This is a genomic window from Methylocaldum sp. MU1018 (assembly GCF_053646775.1).
This window is the reverse complement of record NZ_CM132195.1, coordinates 1,015,929-1,032,297: the sequence shown is the minus strand read 5'-3', so window position 1 is coordinate 1,032,297 and position 16,369 is coordinate 1,015,929. Positions and strand designations below refer to the sequence as shown.

Below are 16,369 nucleotides of genomic sequence, written 5' to 3'. Positions count from 1 at the left end.
AATCTCGGCAGTTCCCGCCATGCGATCCTTGGCGGGAACGATTGGACAAAGGAGCGGCAATCAGTGCGTAAGCTATCTAGAACCTTGGCGATGATGAGTCTGTTGGCCCCGATGGGCGCAAGCGCGCTGGGCATCGGAGACATCAAGCTACGTTCCGCCCTGAACCAGTCGCTCGACGCCGAGATCCCGCTCGTCCTCTCCGGCGGAGATTCCCTGGCGGATGTCAAAATCGCTTTGGCTTCCCCCGAAGCCTTTGTCAAGGCGGGCCTGGAGCGGCATTTTTTTCTCACCAAATTGCGGTTTGCCGCGGTTCAGAAACCTGACGGCAATTACGCCATCGAGGTCAGTTCGAACGACGTCATTCGTGAGCCGTTCGTGAGTTTTTTGATGGAAGTCAACTGGCCTCACGGCCGCGTAATCCGCGAATACACCGTATTGCTGGATCCGCCGCCCACATTCTCCGATCGAGCGCTTGCCGAAACCGACTCGCCATCGATATCCGGACAATCGAAATCCCGCCGCTCCGAGCAAGCTTTCGAGCAAACTCCGGGCAAGCCGTCAGTGGCGGGCGAATTCCGTGTCCGACATTCGACCGAAAGCGCTCTGGCCGAATCCGGAAGCCTCTTTAACGGTTCCGAATACGGCCCGGTCAAAAAAGATAGTACGCTGTGGGAAGTCGCCAGGCTCGTGAACCGCGACCCCGACGTCACCCAGGAACAAATGGTGATAGCCCTCTACCGGCACAACCCGCAGGCGTTTTATGGAAATAGCCCGGATACCCTGAAAGCCGGGGAAACTCTGAAGATTCCCGATCGCGAATTCATTCTCCAATTCACGAGAGCGCAGGCTCGAAACGAGCTTAACAAACAGAGCGGCCGCCAAACCGGGAAACTCGCAAGCCGCAACACCAAGAAACAGAATTCGGAAATCCCGGCGCAGTCGGCGCAAAGTCAGCTCAAACTGTTGGCCCCGTCCGATACCAAGGCCAAGGACGAGGAAGCGGTGGCAGGGAGCACCGACGGCGCCGGAAAATCCAAGGGTGAAATAGCCCTGGAGGTGGCGGAGACCCTCAAGCAGGAAAACGAGGACCTCCGTTCCCGTCTGACGCAGCTCGAGCAACAGTTGAACGAGATGCACCGCCTCCTGACGCTCAAGAGCGAACAAATCGCGACGCTTCAAGCCGTTCAGACACAACAGCCTTCGCCAGCCTCCCCGGAGAAAGCGCCGCCTCCTCCCGATCAGGAGCCGTTGGCCGCTCAAACGGCGCCAGTTCAGGAAGCGCAAAAGCCGGCGGAGACGCCCGCCCACCCCGAAAGCGCTGAGCCCTCCCAGGAGGCAGCCGGTCCAGAAACGGCTCAAACGCCCCAGGCCGCCGTTACCCCAGAAGAGAAACCGGCGGCGGTCGCGCCGCCCAAGCCCGTCCCGGCGCCTCTGCCGCCCGAGGGACCCGGTTTCTTGAACCAACTGTTCGAGCAACCGTCGTATCTCAGCGCCGCCGGAGGTCTGCTGCTACTGCTGGCGCTTACGCCGTGGCTGATCGCCCGGCGCCGTGCGGCCATGATAGAAGAAACCGAGAGCATCCTGCTTGCGACCGAAAAGGAGAATCTACAAAAGTCGAAAGCCGCGGAATCCAGCTTCGACTCCACCCTCTCGGAACCGGCGGCCGCTGCAAAAAGCTCTTTTTTGAGCGAATTCACGCCGAGCGATTTCGATGCCTTGGGCGCCGAGGCCGATGAAGTCGATCCCATTTCGGAAGCCGACGTTTATCTCGCTTATGGCCGCTACAAGCAAGCGGAGGATTTGATCCGGAGCGCCATAGAACAGCACCCCGAGCGAGACGAGTGCAAGCTCAAGCTGCTGGAAATCCATTACGCGACCGAAAATCGAGAGGCTTTCCTGCGCTTTGCCCAGGAACTCAAAGCGCAAAGCAAGGACAGCAATCCAGATTTCTGGGAAAACGTGGTCGAAATGGGCAAGGAGTTGTGCCCCGGCAATTCGCTGTTCGCCGTGCCGTCTTCCGGTTCGGCGCCGGATTTTGACTCGAATCCCGCAAATATGCTGAGCTCCCTCGATCTCACCGATGAATTGATCGAGGATTTGAAGCGCTTCGACAACGAGATGGCGGAAACCTCCTCATCCGTCGAGGAAAAGCTCGTACCGTTGGATTTCAATCTCGATGCGAAACAATCGAGCGAACCGCTGACGACGGCTGCCGACCACCCGGCAGTGGAGTTTGCTATCGATTCCGTACGGAGTGAGGACACCCTCGCCGCCGAAGCCGAAACCGAGCAACCGGAACTCGATAATCTCATCGCCTTTGATGTCGGTGAATCGGACGATCATTCTCGCGGCGAACGCCTGCCGCAAGGCTCTGACAGCCGCATAGACGATATTTTGCGCGAGCTGGCGGAAAATGCGCAGAACAACCGGCAGGGTACGGCATCCGACGACGCTGCATCGTCCAGCAACCAGGTATTCGATTTCGATCTCGAATCTTTCTCGCTTGATGATGTCCGGCCGAATGCAGCGGAACCCGAAAGCGAATTGCCGGATCTCGGAAATCTGATTGCTTTCGATACGAACAAGGCAAACTCTCTCGCCGAACCCGAACATCAGGAAAAAGCCGCTCAATCGATAGACGATATTTTGCGCGAGCTGAGCAGAAGCAATGTACAACAGGACGGGGATTCGGACCCAGGTCGAATCGCGTCGGCTCCGAACATCGAACATCCGGATTTCGAATTCGACTTGGCTTCGCTTGCCGAAAACGAAGCATTGAACGCGGATCTTTCGGATGAAGACGAGAACGATGAGCAGTACGCCCCGCTAACCGATATGGACGAGTTCGAAACCAAGCTGGATTTGGCCAAAGCTTACGCGGACATGGGGGATGAACATTCGGCGCTGGAGATGCTCAAGGAAGTTCTGGAAATGGGCAATGAGCAACAAAAAGCAGAGGCAAAGGCCCTGACGGACACATTGAGCGTACAAGACGTGCAGCCGGAGCCGCCCGTCATTATCAGACGGCGGCCGAATCTAAAATAAACGTCGAAACCAGGTGTCGGCGCCGTCCGCCGGAATCGGCTGCTGACCGCATGAAGAGAATTCGGCCGGTGCCGAACCTGCGATAAACGGATAGCGGACGGCGCCGGGGCAATTCTCGTCCGAACGCAAGCCGGTCATACGATCGATCCAAACCCATTCGATGTTTTCCGGCGGCTCCAATTCAAGCGGCTCCCTGCTTACTTTTTGCATGGTAGACGCCCAAACCGGCAACGCTCCCTGAGCGCCGGTCAGCTTGGCCGGCTTGTTATCGTCCCGTCCGACCCACACCACGCCTAAATAGTCTCCGGTGAATCCTGCGAACCAGCTATCTCTAAGGTCGTTCGTCGTTCCCGTTTTCCCCGCGGTATCGAAATGAGCGGGCAAATAGGCATAAGCGGGTTTCCCGGTACCTTCCCGCATGACCTCCTGTAAGATCGTATCGACCAAATAAACCGCGGCCGAATCTATCGATTGTTTGACGCTGAGGCCGTAGCGCTGCAAGGTTTTTCCCTCCTGAGAAACAACCGCCTGAATGGCCCGCAGCGGGACGACAAAGCCGTCGCCGGCAAGGGTTTGGTACATTTGGGCCACTTCGATCGGCGTTAACGCAGCGGTTCCCAACAGAAGCGACGGAACCAGTTCCACCGGCTTTTCAACCCCCAGTTTGCGCAAAGTTTCCGCGGTACTGGGCACTCCTACATCCATGCCTAAATTAACCGTCGCCAGGTTGAAGGAATGAGCCAGCGCCTTATGCAAAGGAACTATACCGTGCTCCCGATTATCGTAATTTTTCGGTGCCCAAGGCCCTCCCCCCGGATTTTTGATGCGCACCTCGCTGTCCTGCAGCGGCGATATCAGCGTATATCGCTGCGGATTGGCCAACGCCGTCAGATAAACCACCGGTTTGTACAGCGAGCCTATCTGTCGCCCCGCATCCAGCGCGCGATTAAACCCCGAATCCTGCGGATCTCTAGACCCCATCAGCGCGGCGACTTCCCCGGTAGCCCGGCGGGTAATCACGGCGGCGGTTTCCAACTGGGTCGTCCGGGTCTGCTTATCGAGCTTCCTCAGCGTCGCCTCGACCGCGGATTCAAGGGAATGTTGCGCAAAAACGTCCAGCGTCGTGAAGAGCTGGAGTCCTTCCGAAGTCAGGTCCTCGGGACGATATTCCTGCTGCAACTGACGTTTGACCAAATCCAGGAACGCAGGGTAACGGCTGATCGCTTGATGCGGATTTTTGACGACGTCCAGAGGCTTGGCTTTAGATCTGTCGGCCTGATCCCTCGGAATTTGTCCTTGCTCGACCATTTCGTCCAACACCAGATCGCGGCGCTTTTTTGCCTTGGCCGGCCATCTGAACGGATCGTAATAAGAAGGCCCTCGTACCAGAGAAACCAAGAGAGCCACGTGATGCAACTCCAGTTCTTCCAGGGATCGGCTGAAATAATACTGGCTGGCCAGGCCGAACCCGTGTATCGCCCGGGCTCCGTCCTGGCCGAGGTAAATTTCGTTCAGATAGGCTTCGAGAATCTCGTCCTTCGAATAGCGCGCCTCCAGCACCAGCGCCATGACCAGTTCGTTGAGCTTGCGCCACAACGTACGTTCGGAACTTAGAAAAAAATTTTTCACGAGCTGCTGCGTCAAGGTACTGCCGCCTTGCACGATTGCCCCGGCGCGAAGGTTTACCCACATGGCGCGAACGATACCCCGGACCGATACGCCGAAATGCTCGTAAAAATCCCTGTCCTCCACAGAAAATAAAGCCTTTAAGAGAAGCTCGGGCGCTTGATTGAGCTTGATCAGAATACGATCTTCTTTCAGGGCGGGGTAAAAAGTGCCGATCTGGACCGGATCCAGCCGAAGCAGCGCCAGAGGCTTCGCATCCTCGGAGTCGCTGACCGAACTTATCTGCCTGCCATCGAATCGCACCCGTATGCGACGCGCGCTTTCCAACTTATCCCAAAATCGAAAATCGCGAGTCTTCAGAACAAATTCGTTACCGCTCCTGATATACGTCCCTTGCGATGACAAGCCCGGGTCGTTTCTGTATTTCAACTGTTCCAGCAACCATTCGAGCCGGTCGGCGCCCAATTCGTAGCCGGCGAACAATTCGACCGGACTGGCGTAGACGCGGGCCGGCAACGACCAGCGCTTTCCTTCGAATTGCTGGCGGACAATGTGGTCTTCATAAGCCAGATAGCCGACGACGGCAGCGATGAAGAACGGAGACAGATACAGCACGATGCGCCGGACCGACGCGCCGAGGAAAGACAAAACGGAGGGGCGTTTTTTGCGTGGCGTCTTGCCGCGTCTGATGTTTTGCATGGGATAAAGGAATAATGCCCGTCGGGGCTTGAGCAACAGACCGGAAATTGAAATGGCGGATTCGACTAGGCGACTTGGGTCGGCTGTGCAGAACTGGCGATATCGTCGATGGAGATCGCTGTTTTATCGAGCAGATGGGATTCCGGCTTGCCGATCAGATAGCCTTGGGCATAATCAACACCGAGCGTTTTCAAAAGAGAAAGAACCTTGGGACTTTCGACGTATTCGGCGATGGTCTTTTTCCCTAGCTTGCGGGCAATGTCGATCATCGCCTTGACAAGCACCTGGTCCGTTTCGTCGTGAAGTAGATTTTTTATGAATTGTCCGTCGATCTTCAAATAATCCACCGGAAATTTCTTGATGTAATCGAACGAACTAAAGCCCGCACCGAAATCATCCAGGGCAAAATGGCACCCCAACGCTCTGATGCGCGCGATCATTTCCCGCGTCTGCTGATAGTTCGCGACGGTTGCGGTCTCGGTAATCTCGAAAGCGAGCCGCGACGCGGATATCCATGTCATTTCCAGTTTTTGCTTGATCAGCGGCAATAGAGATTGATCTTGAAATGCTACGCCCGACAAATTTATGGTCAGGCTGATATGTGACTGATGTTCCGGCAGAGAAGCCAGGAAATCTATCGATTTATCGACCACCCAAAGATCGATATGGTGGATCAGCCCCATCCGTTCGGCGACCGGAATGAATTCTCCCGGCGAGAATATGTCCGAACGCTTGCCCCTCATTCGGATCAAGACTTCGTAGTGCGTGATGGCACCGTCCTTAACCCTGACGACCGGCTGAAAAACCAGAAAAAACCGGTTCTCCGTCAGAGCCTCCCGAATCAGCGGAATCCATAAGATGTCGCTCCGTCGCGTACAGGCTTCCGTATCTTTGCCGTCGTACAATTGCACCATATTGCGCCCGGCCGCTTTCGCGGCATAACAAGCCTGATGCGCTTCGGCAATCAACACGCTCGGATGGCTGGCCAGCCGTCGCGATTCCAATAGAGCGACGCCGATACTGGCCGAGATATGATAACTGTCCTGCCCGGTGACGAAGTGGAAGCCATCCAAGGCCCGGCGGAGCCTTTCGGCAATGGACAACGCCTCCTGCCGTTTTACGTTTTCCAAAAAAATACAAAACTCGTCGGCCCCAATCCGGGCAGCGATGTGGTCCACATCGAGCGTGCCGTGCAATAGACTGACTGCGGCCACTAACAGACGATCGCCGGTCTCGTGCCCCTCGAGGTCGTTGATCATATTGAACCGATCCAGATCCAGATACAGCAGCGCGCCTCCCTGATCGAAGCTGCGGCATCGGTGTATGGCCAATTGAAGCTTCTTTTCCAAGCTGCGGCGGTTCGCGAGGCCGGTCAGCTCATCATGAGCCACGAGGTATTTCAATCGGGCTTCCATGACTTTGCGTTCAGCGAGTTCGTTTAATAACTGCTCCTCTTGGCTGCGCCTCAGATAACGCTCGTTTCTAAGCGTCAGACTCATGTTGACCAGGGGAATGAAATCACGTCCGCGGATAGGCTTGGCAATCAGGCTGACGCCTTGCCGGCCCAATTGAGCCAGACGGAACATCTGCTTATCGTCCAATTCGGCCGATACTTCGGTAAAAACGATGACGGGGATGCCGGCTCCCTCGTCCGTCGAGGAAAAAGACAAACAAAATTCGTCGACCTGGCATTCGGGCAAGTGGCCATTCAGGATGATGAGACCGATGTCCTCCGGGCTTCGCTGGAGTCTTCTCAACTGATCGAGGAGTTCTATTCCGCTAGAGGCGGCCAGGAAATTCGCGAAGCCGGCTTCGGACAGAATCAATTCGATTTGAGCACGATGAGATTCGTTATGCTCACCGATGATAATTAGCTTTTCACCGAACTGATTGGCTGGCGTCATAGCATCCGATACAAGCCCGAAGCTTAGTTATGATGAAAGATTCAAGTGGAGTTCACGCCTCATATAAAGTCTTCCTTGAACTAAGATAAACATAGATGCCACTTATCCACGTAACAGTCAAATTAAATTAGGGCCGAATGGCGTTTGGTATATACACCGACGGCTAAAACCATGTCATACGAATCCAACGCACTCAGCATCCAGGTAATCCTGACCGGGAACGTGCAGTTAGCCTCCCCTCCCGAATTGTTCTTGAAACTCAGCAACGTGCTTGAGAATCCGAGAACGAATTTGCGCGAAGCCGGAGCGCTGATTGAAAACGATCCAGGCCTCTCCGCAAGACTGCTGCGCATCGTCAACAGCGCCTTTTATGGCATTCCGGACAAGATCGCATCCATTCACGATGCCTTGCACATCATCGGCATCCAGGAAATTCGGGGGCTGGTGTTGAGTACCCTGGTCATCGATAAGTTTTCGGCCTTGACCAATAGCTTAATGACCATGAGGGAATTTTGGACCATGAGCGTGCGCTGCGCGCTCATGGCCAGATGCCTTGCAAATCGGCATCCGTGCGGTGAACATCTGCAAGCCATATTCTTGTGCGGGCTATTACATGAAATCGGGCGACTGGTCGTTTATCACCGGCTTCCGGAATTAGCCCATGCCGCATCGATCCTGGCACAATCCGAGAATATCGCTTATCACGAAGGAGAACGGCGAATCATAGGCTTCGACCATTATCAGGTCGGAGCCGAACTGGCTCGGTTATGGCGATTGCCGGAGATCGTCGTCTCGACGATCGAACACCATGACACTCCGGAAAACGCGGCCATATTCAGCCGCGAAGCCACGCTGGTCGCCCGGGTGCAATCCTTTGTCTATTCACATTACTCCGGCAGCCGTATATCAGATCATGCGACAGTAAACGACAGCGACATTGTCGTATTGGACGAACTCGTCCCGAAAGTCGACGAACAATTCGACGAAATTTTCAAGCTCGTTTATATGAATTGAGCAACCGTCTTTACTCAAGATGTCTGGTTATCAAATCGGCCAGAACGCGAGCATGCTCCGGGCTATCGTTGAGCGCGGGGATCAACCGATACTCGCTGCCCCCCGCGGCCTTAAAGATCTCCTTGTTGGCAATCCCGATCTCTTCCAGGGTTTCCAGGCAATCGACGGCAAATCCCGGGCAAACCACGTCAAGCTTTCGAACGCCCCTTTGCGGCAACGCCTTTAGGACATCGACGCAATAGGGCTGCAACCAGCGCCCCGGACCAAAACGGGATTGGAAAACTAATTGCCAGGCGCTCTCCGGAAGGTCCAACTCATTCGCAATCAGTTTGGCGGTGGTATGGCACTGTTCATAGTAGGGATCGCCCAGGGAGCGGCTGCGCTCCGGTAAACCGTGGAATGAAAACAGCAGAAATTCAGTTCGCCCATTTTCGCGCCAGAAACGTTCGATTCGTTTCGCCACAGCCCGAATGTAGGCCGGATAGTCATGATAATCGCTAACGAATCGTATCTCCGGGACGTATCGCCAATCCTTCAAAGTCGAGGCTACCGCATCGAATACGGTCCCTGTGCTCGGCGACGAATACTGGGGATACAGCGGCAAAATCAGAATTCCATCGACTCCGGCGCTCTTCAACGCCTCCAATTTCTCACGAATTCCGGGCTTTCCGTAACGCATCGCGAGTTCGACGACCGCCGGCCCTCCCGGTCTCGCCGAAACCTCGGCTTGCACGGCACGGGTCAAATCCGTGCTGAATACCAATAACGGGGAACCTCTGTCGGTCCAAATCGAGCGATAGGCGCGCGCCGATTTCGGTGGACGCACCCACAGGATCACGCCGTGAAGGATCATCCACCAAATCGGCCTCGGTATTTCCACTACCCGAGAATCCTGGAGAAACTCTCTCAAATAACGCCTGACCGCAGCCGTAGTCGGAGCTTCGGGCGTACCGAGATTTACCAGAAGCACGCCCCAGCGGCGGGGTTTTCCCGTTTCTGCCACAACAGAAAATCCCTGCTTTATTTCCGATTAATGAGATCCAGAAATTCCGAGCGCGTACTGATTTGTTTACGGAACAAACCCAGCATCGACGAGGTGGTCATGACCGAGTTTTGCTTCTCCACGCCTCTCATCATCATGCACAGATGCTTGGCCTCGATCACCACGGCAACTCCCGCTGGATTAATCGCCGTTTGAAGGGCGTCCGCGATTTGCTTGGTCAAGCGCTCCTGGATCTGAAGTCGGCGGGCATACATCTCTACGATGCGCGCGATCTTGGAAAGCCCGATGACTTTTCCTTTGGGCAGATAGGCTACATGGCACTTGCCGATGAAAGGCAGCAGATGGTGTTCGCACAGCGAATACAATTCGATATCTTTCACGATCACCATGTCCTCGGTATCCGCCTCGAAAATGGCGTTATTGAGAACGCGTTCGAGACGCTGGCTGTAGCCGCTATTGAGAAAACGGAAAGCCGCCGCCGCCCGCTTGGGCGTATCCACCAAGCCCTCCCGGGTAACGTCTTCGCCCACGGACTGGATGATTTGGGAAAAATAATGCTCCATTACGTTTTGCATGATTAATGTCACCAATAGTAATCGGTAAGTATATCCCGCAGGGACACGCCATGTCTTTTTCGATTAGGCGCGTATCGAGGGCTCGCAATAGCGGACGGCATCCAGAAGTACATCGGCTCCGGCAGCCGATTTTCCCGCATGTTCACTAAGATGCCTACGCCAGGCCCGCCCGCCCGGCATGCCGTGATACAAACCCAAAATATGCCGGGTGATGGCATGCAAGCGCACGCCCTGCGCTAATTCCGCCTCCAGATACGGCAATAGCGCCTCGACGACCTGACGCCGAGAGCGAACGGGGCGGTCATCGCCGAAAAATCGCCGGTCGGCTTCCGCCAGCAGATACGGCCGATGATAGGCCGCTCGCCCGATCATCACGCCGTCCAGTCGATCAAGGTGCAACTCCGCCTGGTCCAAATCGAGAATGCCGCCGTTTACGATAATTTCAAGCGCCGGGTAATCCTTTTTGATGCGATCGACCACATCGTATCTCAACGGCGGGATTTCCCGGTTTTCCTTGGGCGACAGGCCTTTAAGCCAGGCTTTTCTGGCGTGGATGATAAAGGTGCGGCAACCGCTTGACGACACAACCTCGATGAAGCGCGCAAGATCTTCGTAAGAGTCTTTCTCGTCGATACCGATCCGGGTTTTGATCGTTACCGGAAGCGACGTGGCGCCGGCCATAGCCGCCACACATCCGGAAACCAGTTCGGGCTCGGCCATCAAGCAAGCCCCGAATCGGCCATTCTGAACCCGGTCGCTCGGGCATCCCACATTGAGATTGACCTCGTTAAACCCATAAGCCTCGGCAATCCGCGCACACTCCGCAAGAGCGGCGGGATCGCTGCCGCCCAGTTGGAGAGCCAAGGGCTTTTCATCAGGGTGAAATTTCAGCAAATGGTCGCGATTTCCGTGCAAAATCGCAGCGGTCGTAACCATTTCGGTATAGAGCAGCACCTGCCGGGAAATCAGACGCGCAAAATAACGGAAATGACGGTCCGTCCAATCCATCATGGGAGCAATGCTCAAAATTCTTTGCATACGGATAATCGTCTTGGCTGGCGGGAGTTGCGTTATTGCCGAAAACCGCAGTTGCCGGCCATGAAGCTTGGGACTGGCGCAAACCTGGTCCCGCCCTCGTTTATCGATAGCGCTGCGCCTCGATACCGACAGCGTTTTGGGAGCGCTTTAGAAAATTCGATACGAAAAGCTTCGAAAAAAGCAGGATCGAAGCAGAAAACCTTGAACGAAGGAACCCCGGAAAGCCTTGGCGCCTCGTGCGATTAATATTTTGGAAGCGGCATCAATCGCCGGAGTCTCTGCCCGGCATCTTTGCCAGCATGGGAACGGCGGCAATTTCCGAATGAAGGCGGAATGTGCGACTCCTCTGCCGCAACCAGTAACCGCTGATCAGTACGGTAGTCGCGGCGAGACTGGCGGCGCAAAAATAGAGCAGATTCTTTACCCGCAAAACCTCGTCCATAAGCGCTTCGTTACGGACCATCCCCGAACCGGGCGTTTGTTGGAAGCGGGCATGCTCGAGCAGAGCGCCATCGAGCCCGTTAGCGCCGCTACGCTCGGCATAGTCCTCCAAGAGCGTCAGATCGTTTTTCAACTGCTCAAAGGCCGCGATATCCGACGCGCTGACTTTTCCCATCTCGATGCTTCTCTGAAGGGTCTTGAGTCTCATTTCGACCGACTCCGCCAGCAAAACGCCGAATTTGCCTTGCAGCGCTTCCATTTGTTGATTGATTGCCATGATTCTGGCGCGCCCTTCCGGTGGGACTGTCATGGCGGCTTCGAGACGATCCGAAGCATTGAACAGAACGAAAGCAAACGAAAGGAGACATACCGCGCACGACATGATGAGTATTCGCATCCCCCACTGTCGAGCGACGGGCATCGGATACCGGGCCGTCGTTCCGGCACTCAATGCAGGCACAGTCGTTGATTCGCTCTGATACCTCTCGTACACGCCCCATCTCCTCCGCTACGATGCCCAGCCGTCGCAAACTGTCGTTACGTCAGGCCCCCAGCCATTCGATTCAATAGCTTTTCAACTATGGCAGAATAAACCTCAAGGGTCAATTGATAAGCGAGCGGCCGCCATCAGCCGCTTCATGTCGCTCACGGCTTGCGCCAAACCGGCGAAAAGCGCCCGGGCCACGATGGAATGGCCGATATTCAGTTCCTCGACCTGAGGAATACGGCATATTTCCGCGACATTGTGATAATGCAACCCGTGCCCGGCATTGACTTTAAGACCGCTCAAGGCGGCGTGCTCCGCCGCTCGCTCCAGGCGGCGAAGCTCATTTTTCCTATCTTCGTCCGAGACCGCGTCGGCATAGTGGCCGGTATGCAATTCGATCACCGGAGCACCGGTTTTCGCAGCCGCTTCGATCTGTCGCACATCGGCATCGATGAATAAGGAGACCTCCACGCCGGCTTCTCCCAATATCTCGCAGGCGCTACGAATCCGTTCGAAATTCGCGGTCACGTCAAGACCGCCTTCCGTCGTCAATTCTTCGCGTCTTTCGGGAACCAGGCAGCACGCTTGAGGCCGCACCGTTTTTGCGATCCCGACCATCTCATCGGTCACCGCCATTTCCAAATTGAGGCGAGTCTCGATGATCTCTCGCAGCAGTCTGATGTCGCGGTCCTGTATATGTCTGCGATCCTCGCGAAGATGGGCGGTGATGCCGTCAGCGCCCGCCTGCTCCGCGACCAGGGCCGCCTGGATCACTTCCGGATATCGGGTATGCCTGGCCTCGCGGATGGTGGCGATATGATCGATGTTCACGCCGAGCAAGACGGGACAAGAAGTCTTCATGATGGTCTGTTTTTTGTGATTTGTTTGAAAAAATCGCGGCTTTTAAGCGCTTTTCCATCGAGATGATAGTTGATGATTCGCCGCATCAGATGCTTCGCCTCCTGGAGTTCGTCCGGATCGTTCAGCGTCTTTCGCTGCAATGCAAGCAAGGTGGCGCCTCTGATCGAGTCCGCAACGCCGACGTCCGTCTCCACCGGGCCTTGTTCGATCTCGTAGACATACGTTTTAGCCGGATCGACCGGTTGCCCGAACGAGGTTTCGCGGTCAAACGACAGGCCGTATCCCATCTCGTCCAACAGAGAAATTTCAAACAGCCGCAGAATCCGTTCCACACCGTCATCCGAGGCGAGTTGGTCCAGGGCGTTTCGATACAGACGGAATACTTCCGGATGAGGGTCGCGGGAAGGAAGAAAATTGAGAAGCAGTTCGTTCATGTAGAATCCGCAGAACAGCTTGACCCCGCCCAACTCGGTGCTCGCCGTCATGGATTCGGCGGCCGTCAAGACCGGCAGTTCTCCCCTTCCCGCCCAAGAAAGGCGCAACTGAACGAACGGTTGCAATAACGAATGCAATCCCTTCTTGCTTTTGCGCGCTCCCTTCGCCAACAGGCGGAGGCGGCCGAAATCCGCCGTGAATACGTCGAGCAGAAGGCTTGATTCGCGATAGGCTCTGCGGTGGAGAATAAAACCGTTCTGTAACGAGACGCGGCCATGGAAATCGGACGATGCGTTCTCGCTCGGATCATTCGACATAGCCGAGGCTGTGCAAAGCACGCTCGTCATCCGACCAGCCTTTTTTGACCTTGACCCAAAGTTCCAGGTAAACCTTGCACTCGAGCAGGCGCTCCAGTTCGTGGCGGGCCCGCTCGCCGACCTTTTTGAGCACTTCCCCGCTACGGCCGATGATGATCGCCTTCTGCCCTTCGCGCTCGACCCAGATCACCGCGCTGATTCGCGTCAGCCCTCCCTCGAGCTTGAATTGCTCGATCTCCACCGTCAGCGCATGAGGCACCTCCTGCGACAGAGAGCGAAGCAACTTTTCCCGAATGACCTCAGCGGCAAAAAAGCGCTCCGGCTTGTCGGTGATTTGATCTTCGGGATAGATCGGCTCGCCTTCCGGCAAGAGTTCGATGATTTTCCGCTCCAGAACGTCCAGATTGATGCCCTTCAAGGCGGATACCGGAACCAAATCGGCAAACGCGTGGCGAGCCGCCGCTTCTTCCAGAAAAGGCAGCAGAACGGCCTTGTCCTCGAATCTGTCGACCTTGTTGATCGCCAAGATCACGGGCACCGCCGCAGACTTGATTCTTTCCAGCACCACCTCATCTTCGGGAAGCCACGCCGGTTTGTCGATGAGCCAGACAATCACATCCACGTCGAGCAGAGCCGAAATCGCCGCGCGGTTGAGGTAGCGGTTCATCGCCCGCTTTTGGCTGGCATGGATTCCGGGAGTATCGACAAAGACAATCTGACCATCCTCGGTGGTTTTGATGCCGCAAATACGATGGCGCGTCGTCTGCGGCCGCCGGGAGGTAATACTGATCTTCTGACCGACCAGATGATTGAGGAGTGTGGATTTACCCACGTTGGGGCGCCCCACCAGCGCGACAAAACCCGCTTTCATGGTTTAAGCCTCAATTCTTCGGCCAGCACGGCCAGCATCTTTTCCGCGGCCTGCTGTTCGGCCTTCTTCCGGGACGAACCCACGCCCTCGCAAGATCCCGGAATCAGGGAAACGCGGCACTCCACGCAAAAGCTCTGGTCGTGCGGCTGACCGCTGACCGTTTTAAGCGTATAAGTAGGCAATTCGAGTCCTCGCGCCTGCATCAATTCCTGCAAGCGTGTCTTGGGATCTTTTTTCCAATCCCGCAATGAAAGACGATCTATCGGCTCGGCAAAGAGCTGTAAAATCCATGCCCGGCAGGCGTCCATGCCTTGGTCGATAAGCAAAGCGCCGATCACGGCCTCCAACGCATCGGACAGGATCGAGTCGCGCCGATAGCCGCCGCTTTTCAGCTCGCCCGACCCCAATACCAGATAATCCCCCAGGTTTAATTTACGCGCCAACTCCGCCAAGGACGTTTGGTTCACCAGCGTGGCGCGAAGCCGGCTGAGCACGCCTTCGTCGGCCTCCGTGAATTTGTCATAAAGCCTCTCCGCGATCACAAACCCGAGCACGGAGTCGCCCAAAAATTCGAGCCGCTCATTGTTCTCGCTCTCGGCGCTCCGATGGGTCAGGGCTCTTCTGACCAAAGCCGGATTCTTGAAGTTCAAGCCCAACTTTTTTGCAATTTTTTCTGGTTCTGATATCACAAATTCACCGGAATACGAGTTGAGCGCACGGCGCCGCATCCCGCCCCATGACTGCTCGGGGAAACGGCCGATCGATACGGATTCGTCTCGCATGGAGCATACGATAAGGGCGCGGCAAGCAAACCATCGGCATGTCTCTCGATCAATTCGATCCGATCTCGAGCAGATCGTTGAAATGCAGCAAAGCATCCACGTTTCCAAAAAGATGCTCGGCTACGTCATAGGCGATTTGAACTTTGAGGTAAGACCCCTGCTTGGTAATCGTCACATCTTTGGTCGTTACCCGTTCGACCATATTGATCTCCCAGCGTTTCTGCAGGAGGCTCAAAATTTCTTCTCTGGATTTCAAGGCGATATCGCTATCTTTCTTGAGCGATTCGAGCGATGACGCAACCTTGTAATGCTCCAGATAAACGGGCCCGATTTTCAGAACGAGTAACGAGAAGAAACCGATCAAAAATAGATTGAATAGAAAGCCGGTCGCCGTCAGACCTTTCTGCCGGGAAGGGAAATCAGCCATTTTCGCGTACTCCAGGAGTTTTCGACAGTTTCGGAACTAAATCGCTAATTCAATATAGTACCGAGACGATCAAATGCGATGCCGCCGTTCTCCCAGTCCCAGCTCATCCAGATGAAAAAAGCTTTTCCGACCAAATGGCTTTCCGGCACGGTCCCCCAGTAACGGCTGTCGTTGCTGTTGTCCCGATTGTCGCCCATGACGAAATACTGCCCCTCGGGCACCGTAAATTCGCCCTGCACCGAAGGCTGCCCATCCCGAATCAGAATGTCATGGCTGACCCCTTTCAAGTCCTCGCTCAAAAGGCGTGCGCCGGTCATGACGCTACCCTGTCCCACGCCTTGATACTCGGCGATATCGGTTTGCCTGATGGCCTCGCCGTTCACGTAAATCTGCTTGTTGTAATAGGCGATGCGATCGCCCGGCAAGCCGATGACGCGCTTGATGTAATCCACCGTCGGGTCTTTTGGAAATCGAAAAACCACGATATCGCCCCGTTTGGGCTCACCGATATCGATGATTTTTTTATTCAGAACGGGAAGACGGATACCGTAGGTGTACTTGTTGACGAGAATGAAATCGCCGATAAGAAGCGTCGGCATCATGGAACCCGAGGGGATGCGGAACGGCTCCACCAAAAACGACCGCAGCAAGAGCACGATGAGCACGATCGGGAAGAACGAGCGAGCATATTCCACGATGGCCGGCTCTTTCGCCGTCGCCACGGCCTCGGAGGGCCGTAAGCGCCGTTGTAACAGGTAGCCGCCCCAAACGATCCCGGTCGCAGCGGTTGCCATGACCAAAAAAAACGAAAAATCGAAATCCATAAGCTGGGTCTTTTGTTGTT

The 16,369-nt window shown here is 55.4% G+C and carries 14 protein-coding genes; 2 read left to right on the top strand and 12 right to left on the bottom strand.

The window, feature by feature from the left end:
• Positions 1-63: 63 nt before the first annotated feature.
• Positions 64-3,045, top strand: a complete 2,982-nt coding sequence (locus tag ACWJKU_RS04840) for a FimV/HubP family polar landmark protein (protein WP_454146312.1) — start codon at positions 64-66, stop codon at positions 3,043-3,045.
• Here the strand turns inward: ACWJKU_RS04840 and mrcB are convergent.
• A complete protein-coding gene (gene mrcB, locus ACWJKU_RS04835; protein WP_454146310.1) occupies positions 3,037-5,370 on the bottom strand; it encodes a penicillin-binding protein 1B in 2,334 nt (777 codons plus the stop codon). The two genes, ACWJKU_RS04840 and mrcB, sit on opposite strands and share 9 nt — an antisense overlap.
• A gap of 65 nt (positions 5,371-5,435) precedes the next feature.
• A complete protein-coding gene (locus tag ACWJKU_RS04830; RefSeq protein WP_454146308.1) occupies positions 5,436-7,274 on the bottom strand; it encodes a putative bifunctional diguanylate cyclase/phosphodiesterase in 1,839 nt (612 codons plus the stop codon).
• Between the two features lie 171 nt (positions 7,275-7,445).
• On the opposite strand from ACWJKU_RS04830, the gene ACWJKU_RS04825 reads away from it, so the two are divergent.
• Positions 7,446-8,288 carry an HDOD domain-containing protein gene (locus ACWJKU_RS04825; RefSeq protein WP_454146306.1) on the top strand — a complete coding sequence of 281 codons (843 nt, stop codon included), beginning with the start codon at positions 7,446-7,448 and terminating at the stop codon, positions 8,286-8,288.
• Positions 8,289-8,298: 10 nt separating this feature from the next.
• Here the strand turns inward: ACWJKU_RS04825 and hemH are convergent, their stop codons facing one another.
• The 10 genes from hemH to lepB form a co-directional block, all read right to left on the bottom strand.
• Positions 8,299-9,291, bottom strand: a complete 993-nt coding sequence (gene hemH, locus ACWJKU_RS04820; RefSeq protein WP_454146304.1) for a ferrochelatase — start codon at positions 9,289-9,291, stop codon at positions 8,299-8,301.
• Between the two features lie 17 nt (positions 9,292-9,308).
• Complete coding sequence (gene folE, locus ACWJKU_RS04815; RefSeq protein ID WP_454146302.1) at positions 9,309-9,866, bottom strand: GTP cyclohydrolase I FolE; 558 nt, start codon at positions 9,864-9,866, stop codon at positions 9,309-9,311.
• Positions 9,867-9,929: 63 nt separating this feature from the next.
• Positions 9,930-10,904 (bottom strand): tRNA dihydrouridine(20/20a) synthase DusA, encoded by a 975-nt coding sequence (gene dusA, locus ACWJKU_RS04810; RefSeq protein ID WP_454146300.1) that lies wholly within the window; start codon positions 10,902-10,904, stop codon positions 9,930-9,932.
• Positions 10,905-11,166: 262 nt separating this feature from the next.
• On the bottom strand, positions 11,167-11,655 hold the full coding sequence (locus tag ACWJKU_RS04805) for a hypothetical protein (RefSeq protein WP_454146298.1): 489 nt from the start codon (positions 11,653-11,655) through the stop codon (positions 11,167-11,169).
• A gap of 285 nt (positions 11,656-11,940) precedes the next feature.
• Positions 11,941-12,693, bottom strand: a complete 753-nt coding sequence (gene pdxJ / locus ACWJKU_RS04800) for a pyridoxine 5'-phosphate synthase (protein ID WP_454146296.1) — start codon at positions 12,691-12,693, stop codon at positions 11,941-11,943.
• The gene (gene recO, locus ACWJKU_RS04795) at positions 12,690-13,445 is read right to left on the bottom strand and encodes a DNA repair protein RecO (protein WP_454146294.1); all 756 of its coding nucleotides are present in this window, start codon (positions 13,443-13,445) and stop codon (positions 12,690-12,692) included. Before recO ends, pdxJ begins: the two co-directional genes overlap by 4 nt.
• Positions 13,435-14,316 (bottom strand): GTPase Era, encoded by an 882-nt coding sequence (gene era / locus ACWJKU_RS04790; RefSeq protein ID WP_454146292.1) that lies wholly within the window; start codon positions 14,314-14,316, stop codon positions 13,435-13,437. Before era ends, recO begins: the two co-directional genes overlap by 11 nt.
• Positions 14,313-15,044 carry a ribonuclease III gene (gene rnc, locus ACWJKU_RS04785; RefSeq protein WP_454148042.1) on the bottom strand — a complete coding sequence of 244 codons (732 nt, stop codon included), beginning with the start codon at positions 15,042-15,044 and terminating at the stop codon, positions 14,313-14,315. The genes era and rnc overlap by 4 nt, the downstream gene beginning before the upstream one ends.
• A gap of 103 nt (positions 15,045-15,147) precedes the next feature.
• Positions 15,148-15,525 carry a DUF4845 domain-containing protein gene (locus ACWJKU_RS04780; protein WP_454146290.1) on the bottom strand — a complete coding sequence of 126 codons (378 nt, stop codon included), beginning with the start codon at positions 15,523-15,525 and terminating at the stop codon, positions 15,148-15,150.
• A gap of 44 nt (positions 15,526-15,569) precedes the next feature.
• A complete protein-coding gene (gene lepB / locus ACWJKU_RS04775) occupies positions 15,570-16,349 on the bottom strand; it encodes a signal peptidase I (RefSeq protein ID WP_454146288.1) in 780 nt (259 codons plus the stop codon).
• Between the last annotated feature and the right edge of the window lie 20 nt (positions 16,350-16,369).

Coding starts and splice junctions, on each gene's coding strand:
- mrcB (WP_454146310.1), bottom strand. CDS start 5,370: ATGCAAAACATCAGACGCGGCAAGACGCCACGCAAAAAACGCCCCTCC.
- ACWJKU_RS04830 (WP_454146308.1), bottom strand. CDS start 7,274: ATGACGCCAGCCAATCAGTTCGGTGAAAAGCTAATTATCATCGGTGAG.
- ACWJKU_RS04825 (WP_454146306.1), top strand. CDS start 7,446: ATGTCATACGAATCCAACGCACTCAGCATCCAGGTAATCCTGACCGGG.
- folE (WP_454146302.1), bottom strand. CDS start 9,866: ATGCAAAACGTAATGGAGCATTATTTTTCCCAAATCATCCAGTCCGTG.
- dusA (WP_454146300.1), bottom strand. CDS start 10,904: ATGCAAAGAATTTTGAGCATTGCTCCCATGATGGATTGGACGGACCGT.
- ACWJKU_RS04805 (WP_454146298.1), bottom strand. CDS start 11,655: ATGACAGTCCCACCGGAAGGGCGCGCCAGAATCATGGCAATCAATCAA.
- pdxJ (WP_454146296.1), bottom strand. CDS start 12,693: ATGAAGACTTCTTGTCCCGTCTTGCTCGGCGTGAACATCGATCATATC.
- recO (WP_454146294.1), bottom strand. CDS start 13,445: ATGTCGAATGATCCGAGCGAGAACGCATCGTCCGATTTCCATGGCCGC.
- era (WP_454146292.1), bottom strand. CDS start 14,316: ATGAAAGCGGGTTTTGTCGCGCTGGTGGGGCGCCCCAACGTGGGTAAA.
- rnc (WP_454148042.1), bottom strand. CDS start 15,044: ATGCGGCGCCGTGCGCTCAACTCGTATTCCGGTGAATTTGTGATATCA.
- ACWJKU_RS04780 (WP_454146290.1), bottom strand. CDS start 15,525: ATGGCTGATTTCCCTTCCCGGCAGAAAGGTCTGACGGCGACCGGCTTT.
- lepB (WP_454146288.1), bottom strand. CDS start 16,349: ATGGATTTCGATTTTTCGTTTTTTTTGGTCATGGCAACCGCTGCGACC.